Origin of the sequence: Streptomyces sp. NPDC096012 (genome assembly GCF_040426375.1) — a bacterium.
Lineage (GTDB): Bacteria > Actinomycetota > Actinomycetes > Streptomycetales > Streptomycetaceae > Streptomyces.
This window is the reverse complement of record NZ_JBEOTD010000009.1, coordinates 123,108-138,185: the sequence shown is the minus strand read 5'-3', so window position 1 is coordinate 138,185 and position 15,078 is coordinate 123,108. Positions and strand designations below refer to the sequence as shown.

The 15,078-nt window shown below is 72.1% G+C and carries 12 protein-coding genes and 1 pseudogene; 6 read left to right on the top strand and 7 right to left on the bottom strand.

Annotated elements, in window-relative coordinates:
• Window positions 1-201 precede the first annotated feature (201 nt).
• On the top strand, window positions 202-642 hold the full coding sequence (locus ABVB68_RS12320) for a VOC family protein (protein ID WP_353600981.1): 441 nt from the start codon (window positions 202-204) through the stop codon (window positions 640-642).
• A gap of 106 nt (window positions 643-748) precedes the next feature.
• Here ABVB68_RS12320 and ABVB68_RS12315 read toward each other — a convergent pair whose 3' ends face one another.
• Window positions 749-1,396 (bottom strand): class I SAM-dependent methyltransferase, encoded by a 648-nt coding sequence (locus ABVB68_RS12315; protein WP_353600980.1) that lies wholly within the window; start codon window positions 1,394-1,396, stop codon window positions 749-751.
• Between the two features lie 283 nt (window positions 1,397-1,679).
• On the opposite strand from ABVB68_RS12315, the gene ABVB68_RS12310 reads away from it, so the two are divergent.
• Window positions 1,680-4,451 carry an eCIS core domain-containing protein gene (locus ABVB68_RS12310; protein ID WP_353600979.1) on the top strand — a complete coding sequence of 924 codons (2,772 nt, stop codon included), beginning with the start codon at window positions 1,680-1,682 and terminating at the stop codon, window positions 4,449-4,451.
• Between the two features lie 254 nt (window positions 4,452-4,705).
• The gene (locus ABVB68_RS12305; RefSeq protein WP_353600978.1) at window positions 4,706-5,428 is read left to right on the top strand and encodes a VOC family protein; all 723 of its coding nucleotides are present in this window, start codon (window positions 4,706-4,708) and stop codon (window positions 5,426-5,428) included.
• Between the two features lie 318 nt (window positions 5,429-5,746).
• Here ABVB68_RS12305 and ABVB68_RS12300 read toward each other — a convergent pair whose 3' ends face one another.
• Entirely contained in the window at window positions 5,747-6,619 is an 873-nt protein-coding gene (locus ABVB68_RS12300) for an LLM class F420-dependent oxidoreductase (protein ID WP_353600977.1), read from the bottom strand.
• A gap of 304 nt (window positions 6,620-6,923) precedes the next feature.
• On the opposite strand from ABVB68_RS12300, the pseudogene ABVB68_RS12295 reads away from it, so the two are divergent.
• Window positions 6,924-7,232, top strand: a pseudogene (locus ABVB68_RS12295) (iron chelate uptake ABC transporter family permease subunit); the annotation flags it as partial.
• 67 nt (window positions 7,233-7,299) lie between these two features.
• Here ABVB68_RS12295 and gad read toward each other — a convergent pair.
• Complete coding sequence (gene gad / locus ABVB68_RS12290) at window positions 7,300-8,694, bottom strand: glutamate decarboxylase (protein ID WP_353600976.1); 1,395 nt, start codon at window positions 8,692-8,694, stop codon at window positions 7,300-7,302.
• Window positions 8,695-9,002: 308 nt separating this feature from the next.
• On the opposite strand from gad, the gene ABVB68_RS12285 reads away from it, so the two are divergent.
• On the top strand, window positions 9,003-9,650 hold the full coding sequence (locus tag ABVB68_RS12285) for a dihydrofolate reductase family protein (protein ID WP_503006084.1): 648 nt from the start codon (window positions 9,003-9,005) through the stop codon (window positions 9,648-9,650).
• A 121-nt stretch (window positions 9,651-9,771) separates the two neighbouring features.
• On the opposite strand, the gene ABVB68_RS12280 is transcribed toward ABVB68_RS12285, so the two are convergent.
• A complete protein-coding gene (locus ABVB68_RS12280; protein WP_353600974.1) occupies window positions 9,772-10,443 on the bottom strand; it encodes a DUF4097 family beta strand repeat-containing protein in 672 nt (223 codons plus the stop codon).
• 222 nt (window positions 10,444-10,665) lie between these two features.
• Here ABVB68_RS12280 and ABVB68_RS12275 point away from each other — a divergent pair, with 222 nt between their 5' ends.
• The gene (locus ABVB68_RS12275) at window positions 10,666-11,403 is read left to right on the top strand and encodes a GbsR/MarR family transcriptional regulator (RefSeq protein WP_353600973.1); all 738 of its coding nucleotides are present in this window, start codon (window positions 10,666-10,668) and stop codon (window positions 11,401-11,403) included.
• Window positions 11,404-11,520: 117 nt separating this feature from the next.
• On the opposite strand, the gene ABVB68_RS12270 is transcribed toward ABVB68_RS12275, so the two are convergent.
• The 3 genes from ABVB68_RS12270 to ABVB68_RS12260 all read right to left on the bottom strand — a co-directional run bounded on the left by ABVB68_RS12270 (window position 11,521) and on the right by ABVB68_RS12260 (window position 14,566).
• Complete coding sequence (locus ABVB68_RS12270) at window positions 11,521-12,024, bottom strand: hypothetical protein (protein ID WP_353600972.1); 504 nt, start codon at window positions 12,022-12,024, stop codon at window positions 11,521-11,523.
• 4 nt (window positions 12,025-12,028) lie between these two features.
• On the bottom strand, window positions 12,029-13,354 hold the full coding sequence (locus tag ABVB68_RS12265; RefSeq protein ID WP_353600971.1) for a molybdopterin-dependent oxidoreductase: 1,326 nt from the start codon (window positions 13,352-13,354) through the stop codon (window positions 12,029-12,031).
• A 534-nt stretch (window positions 13,355-13,888) separates the two neighbouring features.
• The gene (locus tag ABVB68_RS12260; protein WP_353600970.1) at window positions 13,889-14,566 is read right to left on the bottom strand and encodes a hypothetical protein; all 678 of its coding nucleotides are present in this window, start codon (window positions 14,564-14,566) and stop codon (window positions 13,889-13,891) included.
• Window positions 14,567-15,078 lie beyond the last annotated feature (512 nt).

Here is a 15,078-nt window from a genome sequence, read left to right as displayed (position 1 = left end):
CGTCACGCGGCGGCGGGCGAAAGCCCGTCCGTGAACGCCGCGCGGGACGAAGCGGAACGCGCCGACGGGGTCTTCGGGCAGCGGAGCGTGCGGGCGCGCGCAGGGGTATGCGGGCAGCCGTGCCGGCGCCGAGCGGCGGTGTCCCGGGACGTAGGTCCAAAGGCCGATCCGGCACCGGCGGGGGAGTGGCAGGATCGCCCCATGGCACACTCCTGGCCCAGCCACCTCGACGTGGGAGCCGTACGCTTCGCCCGGCCGACCGCGAAGTACGACGAGGTCCTGGTCTTCTACCGCGACCACCTCGGCCTGCCGGTACTCGCCCAGTGGCGTGGCCACCACGGCTACGACGGCGTCGTGCTCGGCCTGCCGGGCACTCCCGTGCACATGGAGCTCCTGCAGCACGGCCGGTCACCCCGCATCCCGGAGCCGCACCCGGAGAACCAACTGGTGCTCTACCTCCGCGGCCCCGAAGCCGTGGCCACAGCCGCCCTGCGGCTCGCCGAGCACGGGCACGGCCCGGTGTCCGCCGCGAACCCCTACTGGCCGGAACACGGCGCCCTCCTCTTCGAGGACCCGGACGGCTGGCTGGTCGTCCTGGCACCCTGGGTCTTCGGCGAGGAGCCGCCACCACCGGCCGGGTAGGAGTTGGCCGGGCGATCACCTGGCTCGCGTGGCCGCTCCCCGGCCGGCCGATTCCGTGCGATCCCCGGCCCGTCTTCCGGAGGCGCAGCCGTCACGTGTCCGAGGTCTACGCCTTGCGGGCGAGGAGCTGGACCTCCTGGAACTGCCGCCGGTCGGTGGGCTGCGGCTCGATCACGGTGCGGGCCGCCTGGGTCAGTCCCTGGTCGCGCAGGAGCGCGGCGAAACGGTCGGGGTACCAGCGGTAGGCGGTTGCCACCGCGTGGTCGTAGGCCTGTGTCTCGTGCTGGGGGCCGTCGGTGGCGGGGAAGTCGATCAACAGGTGCCCGCCGGGTGCCAGGACCCGGGCGATCTCGGTCAGGACGGCGGGCACGTCCCGCGGCGGGGTGTGGATGACGGACCAGCGCGAGAGCACCCCGCCGAGCGCGCCGTCCGCGATGTCCAGTGCGGCCATCGAGCCGACCTCGAACCGGAGTCCGGGGTGCGCGTCGCGCGCGAGCCCGACCATCACGGGAGAGGCGTCGACGCCAAAGGCCTTCAGTCCCAGCCCGGACAAGTGAGCCGTGACGTACCCCGGCCCACAGCCGAGGTCCGCGACCTCGCCGTCGCCGCTCGCCCGTACCAGCTCCGCGAAGGCGGTCAACAGGGCGCGCTCCAGGGGACGTTCGCGCAGGGAGTCGTGGAACAGCTGTGCGTAGGTGGGTGCGATGGCGTCGTAGGCCGCGCGGGTGGCATGGAGGGTCGGGAGTTCGGTCACCCGGAAGACCGTAGCGGGTGGACGATGCGTGCGCGTCGCCGAACTCGGACGCACCTTCTCCCTGCGGTCGCTGCGACCGGTGGATCCCGCACCGCGGGCCGGTGCCGGCCCGCGGTGCGGTCTTCTGAGGCAGCCCGATTTCCCTTTCAGGCAGCAGGCCGGCCTTCGCCCGGGCCTGGAGGGCCCTGGCAGGGCCGGCGCGAAGCTGGGACCGTGGCACGACCGCTCTGGCGCCCGCCCGTTCCCGGACGGTGCGACGCCACCGAACCGGGGAGGCCGTCCCTTGCGTGAATCCGCCGCCGACCGAGCCCGGCCGCAGGGGACGACCGTCACCCCGGAACCGGTACGACGCCGGTCGGCCGAGTCCACCGGACCGGTACCCGGAGCGCCGGTCGGCCCCGAACCGGCGGCGGCACTCCAGCGCTCGGTCGGCAACGCCGCGGTGACCCGGATGGTGCAGCGGGCCCGGCAGGAGCGCCGGGAGGAGCACGAGCACGGGCCCGGCTGCGCGCACGGCACCACCCCGGTACAGCGCTCCTCCCTGGTCCACGACGTGCTGCGCAGGCCCGGAAGCCCGCTGGACGACGGAGTGCGGACGGAGATGGAGGCCCGGTTCGGCGGTGCCGACTTCTCCGGTGTGCGCGTGCACACCGGGCGGCTCGCGCGCCGTTCCGCCGCCGAGGTGGGCGCCCGCGCGTTCACCTCCGGCCGGCATGTGGTCGTCGGCTCCGGCGGCGCCGACAAGCACACCCTCGCCCACGAGTTGGGGCACTACCTGCAGCAGGCCCAAGGCCCGGTGGGCGGCACGGTCGACCACCGGGGCCTCGCCGTCTCCGACCCCGGCGACCGCTGGGAGGTGGCGGCGGAGCAGCAGGCACGCAAGGTGATGAGCGGGCCCGTCCCGGTGCCGCGCGCGACCGGGCCCGGCGCCGGGCACCCGGCCACCACCGCGTCGCCTGCGGAAGTGGGGGCGGCGCCGGTGCAGCGGGTGCGCACCGACGACGAGGCCGACGACGACTACATGGGCGACGACGAGTCCGGCATCGCCGAGGCCATGGAGGACGACGAGGTCTTCCAGCAGCTCGTCCAGGACGTACGGGCCTGCACCTGCGATCCGACGCTGCAGCAGGAGGGCCGCTCCACGCAGCAGGCGGTGGTCAGGTTCCCCCGCGACCAGAGCGGGGAGCGAGCCGAACAGACCCTTCGGCACGTCTGCATCCGGCTCTTCAACTGCATCCGCTATCTGCACGACGTCGCGCAGCAGAACACTCAGGGCGACGCCTCCACCGTCGACGGGGACGGCGACACCGCCATGGCGGGGGCCTCGTCCGCATCCGCCGGGGGAGGGACGGCGACCAAGAAGGCGGCGCCCAAGAAGAAGACGGCTCCGCGCGAGTCCGAGGTCCAGGGCATGCTGATCAACGGGCGGCTGGTGTTCGCCACCAACCGGAACCGCTCGATCACCCTGCTGATGGAGTACCTCCAGGCCCAGTCCGCCGACCGGGCCGAGGACGCCCCGGCCCTCGACCTCACCCACCTGATGAGCCGGGAACAGCCGGAACGGGCGATGCGCGCGGGACGGCCGACCAGGGAAGCGGACGACGTCGTCGCCGTCAACCGGCGCGCCCGCCTGAAGATCCAGCAGGTCTACCGCGGCCAGCGGGCCAGCGAAACCGCGGAGGCGATGCGACGCAGGGGACCCGTCTTCCAGCTGGAGGCACAGCCGACGAGCCCCCAGATGATCGCCGAGCTGCGCGACATGCTCACCTCGGACGACCACAAGGGCGCGGTGATCCTGCTCAAGCACTCCACCGGCTCGCGGGAGAACCCCGACGGCAGGAAGCCGATGCACGCGGAGCAGAAGCTCATGCTCATGCTGGAGACGGCCGGGCTCTCGGAGCAGGAGCACGGCGAGCGGATCGTCGTCCGCGGTGTGAAGCGCCCCTGCAAGGCGTGCTGGGCGATGCTGGAGCACTACCGGCAGCGCGGCTTCCCGCTGAGCTTCAATCAGAACTTCGGCTCGTTCTTCCAGGAATCCGCCGCCACCATCCTGGAGCACCTGTCCCACGTGGCCCAGCCGCCCCAGGGGCAGGGCGGCGGCAACTGGATGTCCGGGCAGATCGTCACGAAGGCCCAGGACGGCACCCGCATCTCCGCGTACTCGGGGGAGCGCGCCCCCGCCGACGCGGAGACGGGCACACCCGGCGGACGGCAGACGCGGGTCACGGCCAGGCAGCGGACGGCCGACGGCAGGACCACCTACAGCCACGCCGCACACGGCACGGGCGGCCATGAGACCGTCTCCGACTCCGATGTGGTCGAGGGCAGCGACGGCTCGCTGACCAGGACGTTCGCCGAGCTGGACCTGAGCGGCATCCGAGGGCAGGTGAGCGCGGGTTCCGCATCGGAAGCCGTCCGCAAGGGCGTCAAACGGCCCCGGAAGGAGAACATCAAGAACGACCCCGAGGCGATGGAGCTGCTCGACAACGCCATGGGGCCGGAGTTCAAGAACCTCCTGGAGGAACGCAAGAGGGCCAAGGACGCCGCCAAGGACGCCAAGAACAGCGGGAAGACCAACGCCGCCCTGAACTATCCCCCCGCCCTCCTGGAAGCGATCAACGCCCTGATCAACGAGCGCAACATCTCGATGAACAGCATCGCCGACCATCTCGGAGTCGCCCCGAACCGACTCAAGGAGACCGTGGAGCGCCGCACGAACACCCACAAGAAGCGCCGGGCCGAGGACAGCGAGGGCATCTCGTCCGCCGCGCCCGTGAAGAGCGGCAAGGGGTCCACCCGGACGCTCGGCCGGCCGCTGGACGACAACGGCCGGGGGCTGCTGGACAACGCCATGACCCCCGAGTTCCGGACGTGGTGGCTGGCCAGGGCGGCGGGCGCCGAAGACGCCGGCGACCCGCCGGTGTTCGGAACGGCGATGGAGACCGTGCTGCGCACCATGGTCGACGAGTACACCGCCACATCCATCGGTACCCACCTGCGCATCCCGCCGCGCAGCATGCGCCGCCGCATGGAGAAGTTCAAGGAGGACGGCTGACCCGTCCGCCTACGCCAGGGACCGGCGGCTGTCGGCCGGGTCCCTCGCGGCCGGAGCGACCGCCTCCACGGCGGAACGGCGGAACTGCGCAACGGCGGAACTGCGGAACGGGGGAGTCAAGTCGGCGACGCGCCTGCTCCGGCTGCCCTCGAAAATCCGGCTGCGCCTGACGCCGACTCCGCCCTAGGCTTCGCCCCCCGGGGCGGCACGCCCCGTCGACAGCGGTCGGTCAGCGGATCGGAGGAGCGAGGGGAATGACGTGTCGACTGTTCGCGGTCTGCTTCGAAGCGAGCCGGCCGCTGTCTCTGGCGGCGTTCTGGGCCGGTGTACTGGGCTGGGAGACGGTCGACGATCCGCGCGGGGGTGCCGCGCTCCTGCCCGGCGACGACACCGGGTTCCGGATGAGTTTCGTGCCGAGCCAGGAGCCGAAGACGGGCCGGAACCGGATGCACTTCGACCTGACCAGTACGTCCCCGGAGGACCAGCAGCGGACGGTGGCCCGGGCTCTGGAGCTCGGCGCACGGCACATCGACGTCGGCCAGAGCCCGCAGGACGCTCACGTGGTGCTCGCCGACCCCGAGGGCAACGAGTTCTGTGTCATCGAACCGGGCAACGACTTCCTCGCCGACTGCGGATTCATCGGTGCGCTCGCCTGCGACGGTTCACGGGAGGTCGGCCACTTCTGGAGCGAATCGCTGGGCTGGCCCCTCGTCTGGGACCAGGACCAGGAGACGGCGATCCGCTCCCCGCGCGGCGGCCCGAAGATCACGTGGGGTGGTCCACCGCTGATGCCGAGGGCAGGCAGGGACCGGCTGCACTTCGATCTCGCTCCGCCGGCCCACGGTGATCTCCAGGCAGAGGTCGGCCACCTGCTCGCTCTCGGCGCCACCCGCATCGAATCCGGCAAGAGCGGCGACGACCGGGTGACCATGGCCGATCCCGACGGCAACGAGTTCTGTGTGCTGACACCGCGATGACCGCCGCAGGCTCGCCGTACCCGGGCCTGGCCTCGGCTGCCGAGCGGGCCACCGACGGGGACGCGCGGTTGCCCGTCTCCCACGCGGGCAACGCCGGTACGCACCGCCGAACGACGTGACCCTCCCCGATCCGCACCGGCCATGAGGGCACCGAGATCGTCCCCGACCCGGCGACACCCCCGGCCGCGCCGAACGGGCAGCCCTCGACGCCGTGCTCCCCGAGGAGGCCCCCGACTGCACGGCCGACGGTTCCCCCCGGCCGGTGAACCCCTACGACCGCTACGGCATCCTCGGCCCCCCGACGTGCCGCGCCGGGCTTCAGGAGCGAGAGTTCCCCAGCCATCGGCGGGCGAGGCCGGCGACCCAGTGACCGGCCTCGTCCGGTGTCGCGGGTGGTGCGCCGACCACGACGTATTCGGTGACACCGGCTCGGGCCAGTCCGGGCAGAAGCTCCGGCGCGGCGTCGGTCAGCGCCACGGCCACGGTGAGTTCCGCCATCGGGCGGTTCCGCCGCGCGCAGTGCCCGGCCAGTACGGAGACACGCTCGACGGCCTGCGCGGCGGTGAGGTTGAAGCCGTACCAGCCGTCGGCGATCGTCGCGGCCCGGCGTAGCGCGGTGTCGCCGTTGCCACCCATGACGACGGGGATGCGGCGGTCGCGCACCGGCTTGGGGTTGACCCGCACCTCACGAAAACGCGTGAAGTCGCCCTCGAACGTGGCCACGTCCTCCCGCCACAGCGTGCGCATCGCGGCCAGGTACTCCTCGGTCCGCCGCCCGCGCCCGGCGAACGGGACGCCGAGCGCGGCGAATTCCTCGGCCGACCAGCCGATGCCGACGCCGAGCGTCAGTCGTCCGGCCGAGAGGACGTCCAGGGTCGCCGTCTGCTTGGCCACCACCACCGGATGGTGCTCGGCGAGCAGCAGTACCCCGGTGGCGAGCCCGATGTCCTGCGTCACAGCCGCGGCGAAACCCAGGGCGATCAACGGGTCGAGCCAGTCGGCATCGGCGGGGACGGCGATCCGGCCGTCCTCGGAGTACGGGTAGCGCGATACCGGGGTGTCGACCATCACGACGTGCTCGCCCGCCCAGAGCCGGCTGAAACCGTGCGCCTCGGCCGCCTGCGCCACCGCGCGGATGACCTCCGGACGAGCGCCGTCTCCGATGCCCAGGGCGTGCAGACCCACCCGCATACGCTGCCTCCTTGAACCCGCGCACGATGCCGCGCCGGACACCCGCGGGGCGTGCGGAGCGGCGGGACCGGAAACGAGAACGCCGAGCGTAACGGCGGCGCCCGGGGTCGTCCGCGCGACGTGCCGGGCAGATCGCACAGCGCCCCCGGCCTTCGCCCCGGCGGCCCGCGAATCGGCCTGCGCTCCGGTTCGCGAATCGGCCTGCGGCCCGGTCCGTGAATCGCCCTGCGCCCCGGCCCGCGGATCGGCCTCCGGGCCGGCCCGGTCCGCGGCCCGGAAGAGCCGCCGCCGACGTCACCGTGGGCTCGCGGCCACGGCGCTCATGCACACCGTGGCCCGCTCGCCCCCGGGCCTGACAGCGCTGCGGCTGATCCTGACGGGTACGGCGCCGGCGTACGGCTTCGAGGCCGTCACCACGGTCACGGTGTTCGGCGCGGCCCGCGGGCACGCGGCCCGGTCGGCGATGATGTGGCTGCCGGGCAGCCTGGGCGGCGCGCCCTGGGCACAGGTGCCGCTCGCCGCCGTGGTCGTGGCGACCGGGTGGGTGTGGCTGCGACGGCGGGCCGGGACACTCGACGCCCTCGCCATGGGAGACGGAAGCTCCGCCGCCCTCAGTGCCGGGCGACCGGTGAGCGATCCCGGGCCCCTCGGCCGCCGGGCCCCGTGTGCCGATGCGGGGATCAGACGGCGGCGAAGGGTTCGCTGCGCGCCGGAGGAGTCGACCGGGCGGTGTGGAGTTGCCTCGTGACCTCGGTCAGGTCGGTGACGAACATGCCCGCGAGTTCGGCGGTGAAGCCGGTGCGCACCACCAGCCGCAGGACGCGGACGTCCTGGCAGGGAGCGGGGAAGGCATAGGCGGGCAGATGCCAGCCGCGTGCGCGCATGGCCTGGGAGACGTCGTACACGGTGAAGCCCTGGGTGCCGGGCGCCAACCGGAAGGCGAAGGCCGGGAGTTCGGAGCCGTCCGTGACAAGCTCGTACGGCGGGATGCTCCGGATCCGCGAGGCGAGCGCACGAGCCGTCGTGCGGTTCTGCGCCGCCAGATCCCGCAGTCCGTCGAAGCCGTACCGGAGGAAGCTGTAGTACTGGGCCACGACGTGGGCGCCCGGGCGGGAGAAGTTGAGGGTGAAGCTGGGGGAGCGGCCGCCGAGGTAGTCGACCTCGAAGACCAGGTCGTCGGGGAGGGCTTCGGCGTCGCGCCACAGCGCCCAGCCCAAACCGGGGAAGACATGGCCGTACTTGTGTCCCGAGGTGTTGATGGACGCCACCCGTTCGATCTGGAAGTCCCACATGAGACCCGGGTCGAGGAAGGGCGCCACCATGGCACCGGAGGCACCGTCGACATGCACGGGGATGTCGGTGCCGGTGGCCGCCTGGTACCCGTCCAGCGCCATGCAGATGTCGGCGACCGGCTCGTAGGATCCGTCGAACGTGGACCCGAGGACGGTCACGACGCCGATGGTGTTGTCGTCGCAGTAGGCGGTCAGCGTGTCGGGCGTGAGGTGGTAGCGGCCCGGCTCCATCGGGACGTAACGCGGCTCCACCTCGAAGTAGTTGGCGAACTTCTTCCAGCACACCTGCACGTTCGCGCCCATGACGAGATTGGGCCGTGCGGTGTCCTTGCCCTGGGCGCGCCGGCGCTCCTGCCAGCGGCGCTTGAGCGCCAGGCCACCGAGCATGGCGGCCTCGCTCGAGCCGGTGGTCGAGCAGCCGCGGACCTGCTCCGGGTGCGGCGCGTGCCAGAGCCGGGCGAGCATCCGTACACAGCGCTCCTCCATCGCGGTGATCTGCGGGTACTCCGCCCGGTCGGCGAGGTTCTTCTCCGCGGTCTCCGCCATCAGCTGCCGGGCCTGCGGTTCCATCCACGTCGTCACGAAGGTGGCGAGGTTGAGCCGGGCGTTGCCGTCGAGCATCAGCTCGTCGCGCACGCGACGGCAGACCAGGTCGGGCGACGACGCCGATTCGGGCAGTTCGTCGACCGGCATGAGCAGGTCGTCGGCGGGCGGCCGGCCGACGGCCGGGGGAGTGGTCAGGGTGTCGAACTCGGGCAGGACGTCGGTATGCGGGATGGCCATGAGCGCGTGAATGCCTTTCTGGTCCGTGGGCCCCGTACACTCCGACGCTAGATCTCTCCGCGGTCCGACATGTGTGCCGATTACACCGATCCAGTGATCGATTTGCGCACTGATGAACTCGATTTTCCCTTCTACATACTGGGGCGGCCTCCGGGCCGGGGAATCCGCGGCCCGCAGCGGCGGACGGAGCGGAGCCACGGGCACCGGCGCCGGCCGGTCACCGGTGGGACAGGGACACTGTCAGGTCAGCGATGACTTTTCCCGGCTCGGCGAGTCTCAGTACCGTCGCCGACACACAGGAGGAACACGTGGCACCGCAGCTGCTGAGAGTGCAGAACTTCAACGTCTCGAGTGACGGGATCGGCGCGGGGGAGGACCAGAGCCTGGAGCGGCCGTTCGGCCACGTCGATCCCGGGAAGCTGTTCGCGTGGGCGGGCGCCACCGCGAGCTGGCCCATGCGTACGGACTCCGGCGGCAGCCGGGGCCTCGACGACTACCTCACGCGGGACTACCCCCGCAACATCGGCGCCGAGATCATGGGCCGCAACAAGTTCGGGCCGCAGCGCGGGCCCTGGAGCGACCACGAGTGGCGCGGTTGGTGGGGCGACGAACCTCCTTTCCACACGCCCGTGTTCGTCATGACCCACCACAAGCGTCCCTCGTTCACCCTCTCCGACACCACGTTCCACTTCGTCGACGGCGACCCGGCCGCGATCCTGGAGCAGGCGAAGGAAGCGGCGCAGGGCAAGGACGTCCGGCTCGGCGGCGGCGTCACCACGATCCGGCAGTTCCTCGACGCCGACCTCGTCGACACCCTGCACGTGACGGTCTCCCCGGTGAAGCTGGGAACCGGCCTGCGGCTCTGGGATTCCCCCGACGACCTGCTCGACAGGTTCCACCTGGACGTCGTGCCCAGCCCGAGCGGTGTGACGCACCACCTGTTCTGGCGAAAGTGACACCGGGGTTCCCCCCGTCGACCCGCTGACGGGTGTCAGGGGGCCGGCCGAAGCGGCCGCGCGCGGGAACGAGGCCCGGAGGCGCCGGTCGGCCACCGGCGCCGGCACCCCCTCGTGGTGGTCACAGGCTGCGGGCGGTGATGTCGCCGTATGCGGTGGTCGCCTGGATGGTCAGGCCCGCGGCGGCGCCGTCGGTGTTCTTGAGCGCGTTGTGGACCCGGCCGTAGGTGGTGCCGGCGTCCAGTGAGGCGGAGACGCCGCGAGCGGCGCCGACCGAGATCTCGCCGTGCCCGGTGAGCAGGGTGACCGTTCCGCGCACGGCTTCGGTGATGCGGATGTCGCCCTTCTGGGTGCTGATGTCGGCGGGGCCGCCGAGCCGGCCGACCATGACGTCACCGGCGGCGAGGGTGAGGCGGGTGCTCGCGGCCTCGTCGAGCTTGACCGTGGCCTGCGCGCCCTCGAAGGAGACGTCGCCGAGGCGTCCCACGCCCCGGAGTTCGGCGAGGGCCGCCTTCGCTTCGACGCGCGAGCCGGTGGGCAGCTGGACCGTGACCTCGATGGATCCGGAGGCGCCGAGGACCCGGTTCTTCGCCGCGGGAGCCTCGATCCGCAGAACGCCATCGGCGTACGCGACCTCGGTCTGCCCCGCCGCCTTCACGTCGCGGCCGTCGGAGGTGTCCGCGGGCAGGATCTCCACCGTGGTGTCGGACCGGTCGGCGGCGATGAACCGGGTGCGTCCCGCGGGGATGTCGAGGACGGCCGAGACCAGGGCGGGGGTGTCGAACTTGTGCATCGTACTCTCCCTCGGGTCGTTGTTTCTGACATGGGAAACGCTACGTTGCGTTCAAGGAACGGGCAACGAGGTTGTTGCATTTGAGGGAAGCTATTGCAGCTCAGGGCCGATATTTCGTTGCAACGACGCTGACGGCTAATGCAACGAGCTCAACCCTGTCGTTGCAATGGGTTGAAGGTGGACGCTACTGTGGAGGCACCTCGGACCACTAAGGAGACCGCGATGCCGGGAGGCAGGCTCACCCAGCAGGAACGTCAGCAGATCGCGCTGGGACTGGCCGACGGCCTCGCCTACGCGGAGATCGCCAGACGCCTCGACCGTCCGACCTCGACGATCACGCGCGAAGTGATGCGCAACGGCGGCCCCACCGCCTACCGCGCCGACCTGGCCCACCGCGCCACCGAACGCCGCGCCCACCGGCGCAGCAAGGCCGCACCTCGGGAGGCGGAGGCGATCCCGCAGGCCCACGGGCGCGACGCCGGGGCCGTGCGCGAGTACGAGGAGGCGTTCGCCACCGTCCTCATGCAGTCGGGTCTGCCCAACAGGATGATGTCCCGGGTGCTGGTCTGCCTCTACACCACCGACACCGGCAGCCTCACCGCGTCCGAACTCGTGCAGCGCCTCCAGGTCAGCCCGGCGTCCGTCTCCAAAGCGATCGCGTTCCTCGAGAGCCAGGGCCTCGTTCGCCGGGAGCGAGGCGAAGGCCGCCGCGAGCGCTACGTCGTCGACGACGACGTCTGGTACCAGGCGACCCTGGCCAGCGCCCGGTCCAGCGCCCGGCTCGTCGAGACCGCGCGGCAGGGCGTCGGCATCCTCGGCGCCGACACCCCGGCCGCCGCCCGCCTCGAGAACATCGCCCGCTTCCTCGACTTCATCACCGAGAGCATCACCCGCGCCGCGGAGCAGGCCCGCGAGGTCCTCTACACCAAACCGGGAACGACCTCGGACAGCACGACCTGAGTCGGGCTCGGTTCCCGGAGCCGTAAGCCGTGGTGCGCGGCCCGCTGCGGCCCCCGTCGTCCTCCGACCGGGCGGTGTACCGCTCGTCGGCGTCGAGCGGGTGGCCCTCGTCGGTCGTCACGGTGTGGCACCCCGACCCGTGGCGGGCCGGCTCCCGTCGGGCGGCCCCGCCCGCCGCAGCCGCCGCATCCTCAGCGCGAGGAGCACCGCGGAGGCGGCGAAGAGTACGCCGGTGATCGCCAGCCACCGGCCGAGGAACACGTCGTAGGACAGCCCGGTGTCACCCGGGTAGGGAGCCGGCAGCCGGAACACGAGCGGGAACCACACCAGCAGGAGCACCCCGGACAGGAAGGTGGGGACCCGCAGATGGTTGATCCACGGCACGGACGGCCGGTCGGCCGCGCGATGGCGCAGTACCGAGAGGGCCGACAGGTCGGCCAGTGAGTACAGGGGCAGCAGGAGCAGGTCGTGGAGGACGGCAGCGCCGACGAACCAGATCGCCACGTCCAGCGGCCGGACGGCGAACAGCCGCACCATGGCGTAACCGGTGAGGGCGAACGAGGCGATCAGGACCAGAAGATGCAGAGGTCCGGAGCCGTACCAGCGGACGAATCGTGCCATGGGGTCACGCCCTGAAGGTGAGCCGGTGCACCCACTTGGTGTTGTTCACGCCGGGGTTGGCCGGGACGATGACGCGGGCCGGATAGCCGTGGTCGAGCGAGAGGGCCGCGCCGTTGACGCGGAGGGCGAGCAGCGCCCGGGGGTCGCGGATCTGGTTGCCGCGCAGCATCACTCTGGTGAAGGGGCCGGGGGGCTGGACGGACTCCACCAGCACGCTGCCCGCGTCGGGCAGTCCGGCCAGAGCGGCGAGGTCGGCCAGCCGCAGACCGCTCCAGTGCTGGTCCTCGGTGGACCAGCCCTCCACGCAGGCGATCGGGAGTGCGGCGGCATGCTGGGGCATCGCCAGGAGCTGCTCGCGAGTGAACACCCGTGGTGCCCCGGTCCCGTGCACCTCCAGCCGCCAGCCGGCTCCGACCAGCGCCGGCGTGACGCCGACCTTCACCGCCGTCTTGTTGATCTGGAAGGCGTTCGGGCCGCTGCCCGGTTCGCGGTTGTGGGGGGCGAGGAGCGCGGTGCCGCGCAGCCGGCCGCCGATGCTCTGTCCGGCGGTCACGACGAGGAGCAGCAGCGAACCCGCGCCCACCATGCCCACCGCGCCCCGGCGGGTCATCGTCGGCGGCGCCGGAGACGCGGCCACCAGGCCGTCCGGATCCGGCGGCTCGGGCCGGGTGTGGGCGAGGTCGGTGCGCAGTTCCGCGGCCAGACCACGTGAGCGCAGGGACCGTGTCATCCGGCGGAGCCGGAGGGACACATGGACGACGAACGCGGCGATGAACACCCAGGCGCCGTAGAAGTGCAGGCGGTAGAACGAGCCGGGGAAGACGTAGTAGAGCTGGATGTTCAGGATGCCCGTGGCGAACTCGAAGACGACCCCGCCGACCAGCAGCAGCAAGGACAGCCGCTCCAGCGCGTGCGCGACCGAGCGCACCGGCAGCCACTCGAACAGCTTGGGGATCACCGACCACAACTTGGCCAGCAGCACCGGAACCAGGACCACGCCCAGCGTCACGTGCACACCCTGGAGCAGCCGGTAGAGCCAGTACGGGTGCGTGGGCCAGGCGAAGAGGTAGAAGCCCAGTACGCCCTTGTCGGGAGTCTCGTCGTTGAGAGGACTCAGGTCGGGGTTGTAGGCGGCGTAGGACAGCAGCCCGGTGACGAACAGCACCGGGATGCCGACCAGCAGCACCAGGCCGAACACCGACGTCAGCCAGGGCCCGCGGATCGGGCTGCGCCAGAATCCGGGGCGGAACGGACCCGGAGGCGGCGGCCGCCCGATGCGCCGCGCCGCCGCACGGGCCCGGTCCCCGCCCGCCGCCGCAACGGCGGCCATGGAGCCGCGCACACGCCGCACTCGCTCCAGCGCCGGCCTCCTGCCCGGCCTCCCACGTCGCGGTCCACCGGACGGGGCGGAACCCGGCGCCTGTCCGCCATGTGCCATCAGGCGCTCCTCCAGCCCTCGACCCGCGCTCACCCCACACGTACAAGCTGACACAGGTCAGGTGGGTTGTCGGGGGCTGAGAGGCGGCAGGGTGCCCGTCGCCATCCGAACGGCGGATCTCCTCGTCCTCCAGGGCGGGCCGCAGCCGCGCAGGACCGCTGGGTGGTCGCCGTACGGCGGAGCCGACGGTCGTGTCCCCAGACTGCGCGCAGGACCTGCCGTGCTGACGGCGCGACCATGCCGATCCGGGTGAGAGCCTTCACCGCGAAGACCAAGGAGCCGTAGGTGTCGCCGCCCTCGGCGGCAGGAAGCCGAAGCCGAACCGGCCCCGGCGGACCCCGGGCATGCCCGCATCACCGACGACGAGAGCGACGACGAACGGCAGAGCGGCGGTCGCGACGGAGGCCACGTGTCCGGCGGCCGGCCTCAGTGGCCGGCCGGTGGCTCGAAGCAACCCGTCTCCGGGTAGGGGCCGTTCGTCGAAACCTGGTAGTTGGTCTTCTGCACGAACGCGGTGACGCAGGCGTCGTCGTGGACGCGCAGGCCCACCAGCGCGCCCTCGGGCCTGACCTCCCGGCCGTTCTCGAAGCGCGAGTTCATCGACCGGACCTGCAGCGCGCCGCTGAGCCGGTTGCCCTTGGCGTCGAAGCGCTCCTCCCGGTACCCGAGTCCGAGCATCGCGGCGCGGACCGACTTCGGGTCCCACGTCCTCCGCTGCCAGAGACGCTTGAGCACCGGCTCGATGCGGTCGGCCTCCCGGCGGGCGTCCTCGGCACTCGCGGCGGACATGCCGCCCGAGATCCGGAAGCCGTTGTTCTCACGGTAGTGCGGGGCACCGTCACCGGCCCCCGGCTCGACGTAGGGAGATGCCGGGGAAGCGGTCGGGGTGGCCCGGGCACCGCTGGTCGCCGACCCGCCGTTTCCGCTGCTCTGGCTGCTCCCGCCGGTTCCACCGACCCCGCCTGCACGGCTGCCTGCGCCGGCGCCGTCATCACCGGCCCGGCTGGTCCCCTCGGTTCCCTTGGCCTCGCCGCCCGCGCCCGTCGTCGCACGCTCCGTACCGCAGGCCCCGAGGCACAGGGCCGCGAGGACGATCAGAGCCACGGTCGCGGCACCCCTGCCCCGACGTCCGGACCCGCGACGTCGCGACCCGCGATCCTCCGAACCCGGCTGCCCCGAGCCGCTACCTCCGGGCCCGCGCTGTGCCGGCGCACCGAATCCACCCGTTCCCATGAACCCCTCCCGCACCTCTGCACCACGCCCCGCCGTTCCGAGGCCCGACTCACGCCAGGAGCCGCCCCTCGCCCGGTCCTGAGTGCCCGTACTCACCTCCGCGGCCGCGAGGCATCTGATCGCTTACGGCCGGCACACGCAAGTGGCCCGAGACGAAGCCCAGTACGCCGGCACCGCTGCCGCCCCTGATCGCGGATCGTATCTGTCGACCCCGTTCCGCCACGACGCCGGGCCAGGGAGGCGCCGCGGCGAACGCCGGACATCTGCGACGAGGACACCGGTCGTCTGCGAAGGGGACGCGGACATCTGCGACGAGGGCACCGGTCGTCTGCGAAGGGGACGCCGGACGTCTGCGAAGGGGACGCCGGTCGTCTGCGAAGGGG

Excerpts from the sequence above, each read along its gene's own strand:
- ABVB68_RS12320 (WP_353600981.1), top strand. The coding sequence starts at position 202 with ATGGCACACTCCTGGCCCAGCCACCTCGACGTGGGAGCCGTACGCTTC.
- ABVB68_RS12305 (WP_353600978.1), top strand. The coding sequence starts at position 4,706 with ATGACGTGTCGACTGTTCGCGGTCTGCTTCGAAGCGAGCCGGCCGCTG.
- ABVB68_RS12300 (WP_353600977.1), bottom strand. The coding sequence starts at position 6,619 with ATGCGGGTGGGTCTGCACGCCCTGGGCATCGGAGACGGCGCTCGTCCG.
- gad (WP_353600976.1), bottom strand. The coding sequence starts at position 8,694 with ATGGCCATCCCGCATACCGACGTCCTGCCCGAGTTCGACACCCTGACC.
- ABVB68_RS12280 (WP_353600974.1), bottom strand. The coding sequence starts at position 10,443 with ATGCACAAGTTCGACACCCCCGCCCTGGTCTCGGCCGTCCTCGACATC.
- ABVB68_RS12275 (WP_353600973.1), top strand. The coding sequence starts at position 10,666 with ATGCCGGGAGGCAGGCTCACCCAGCAGGAACGTCAGCAGATCGCGCTG.
- ABVB68_RS12270 (WP_353600972.1), bottom strand. The coding sequence starts at position 12,024 with ATGGCACGATTCGTCCGCTGGTACGGCTCCGGACCTCTGCATCTTCTG.
- ABVB68_RS12265 (WP_353600971.1), bottom strand. The coding sequence starts at position 13,354 with ATGGCCGCCGTTGCGGCGGCGGGCGGGGACCGGGCCCGTGCGGCGGCG.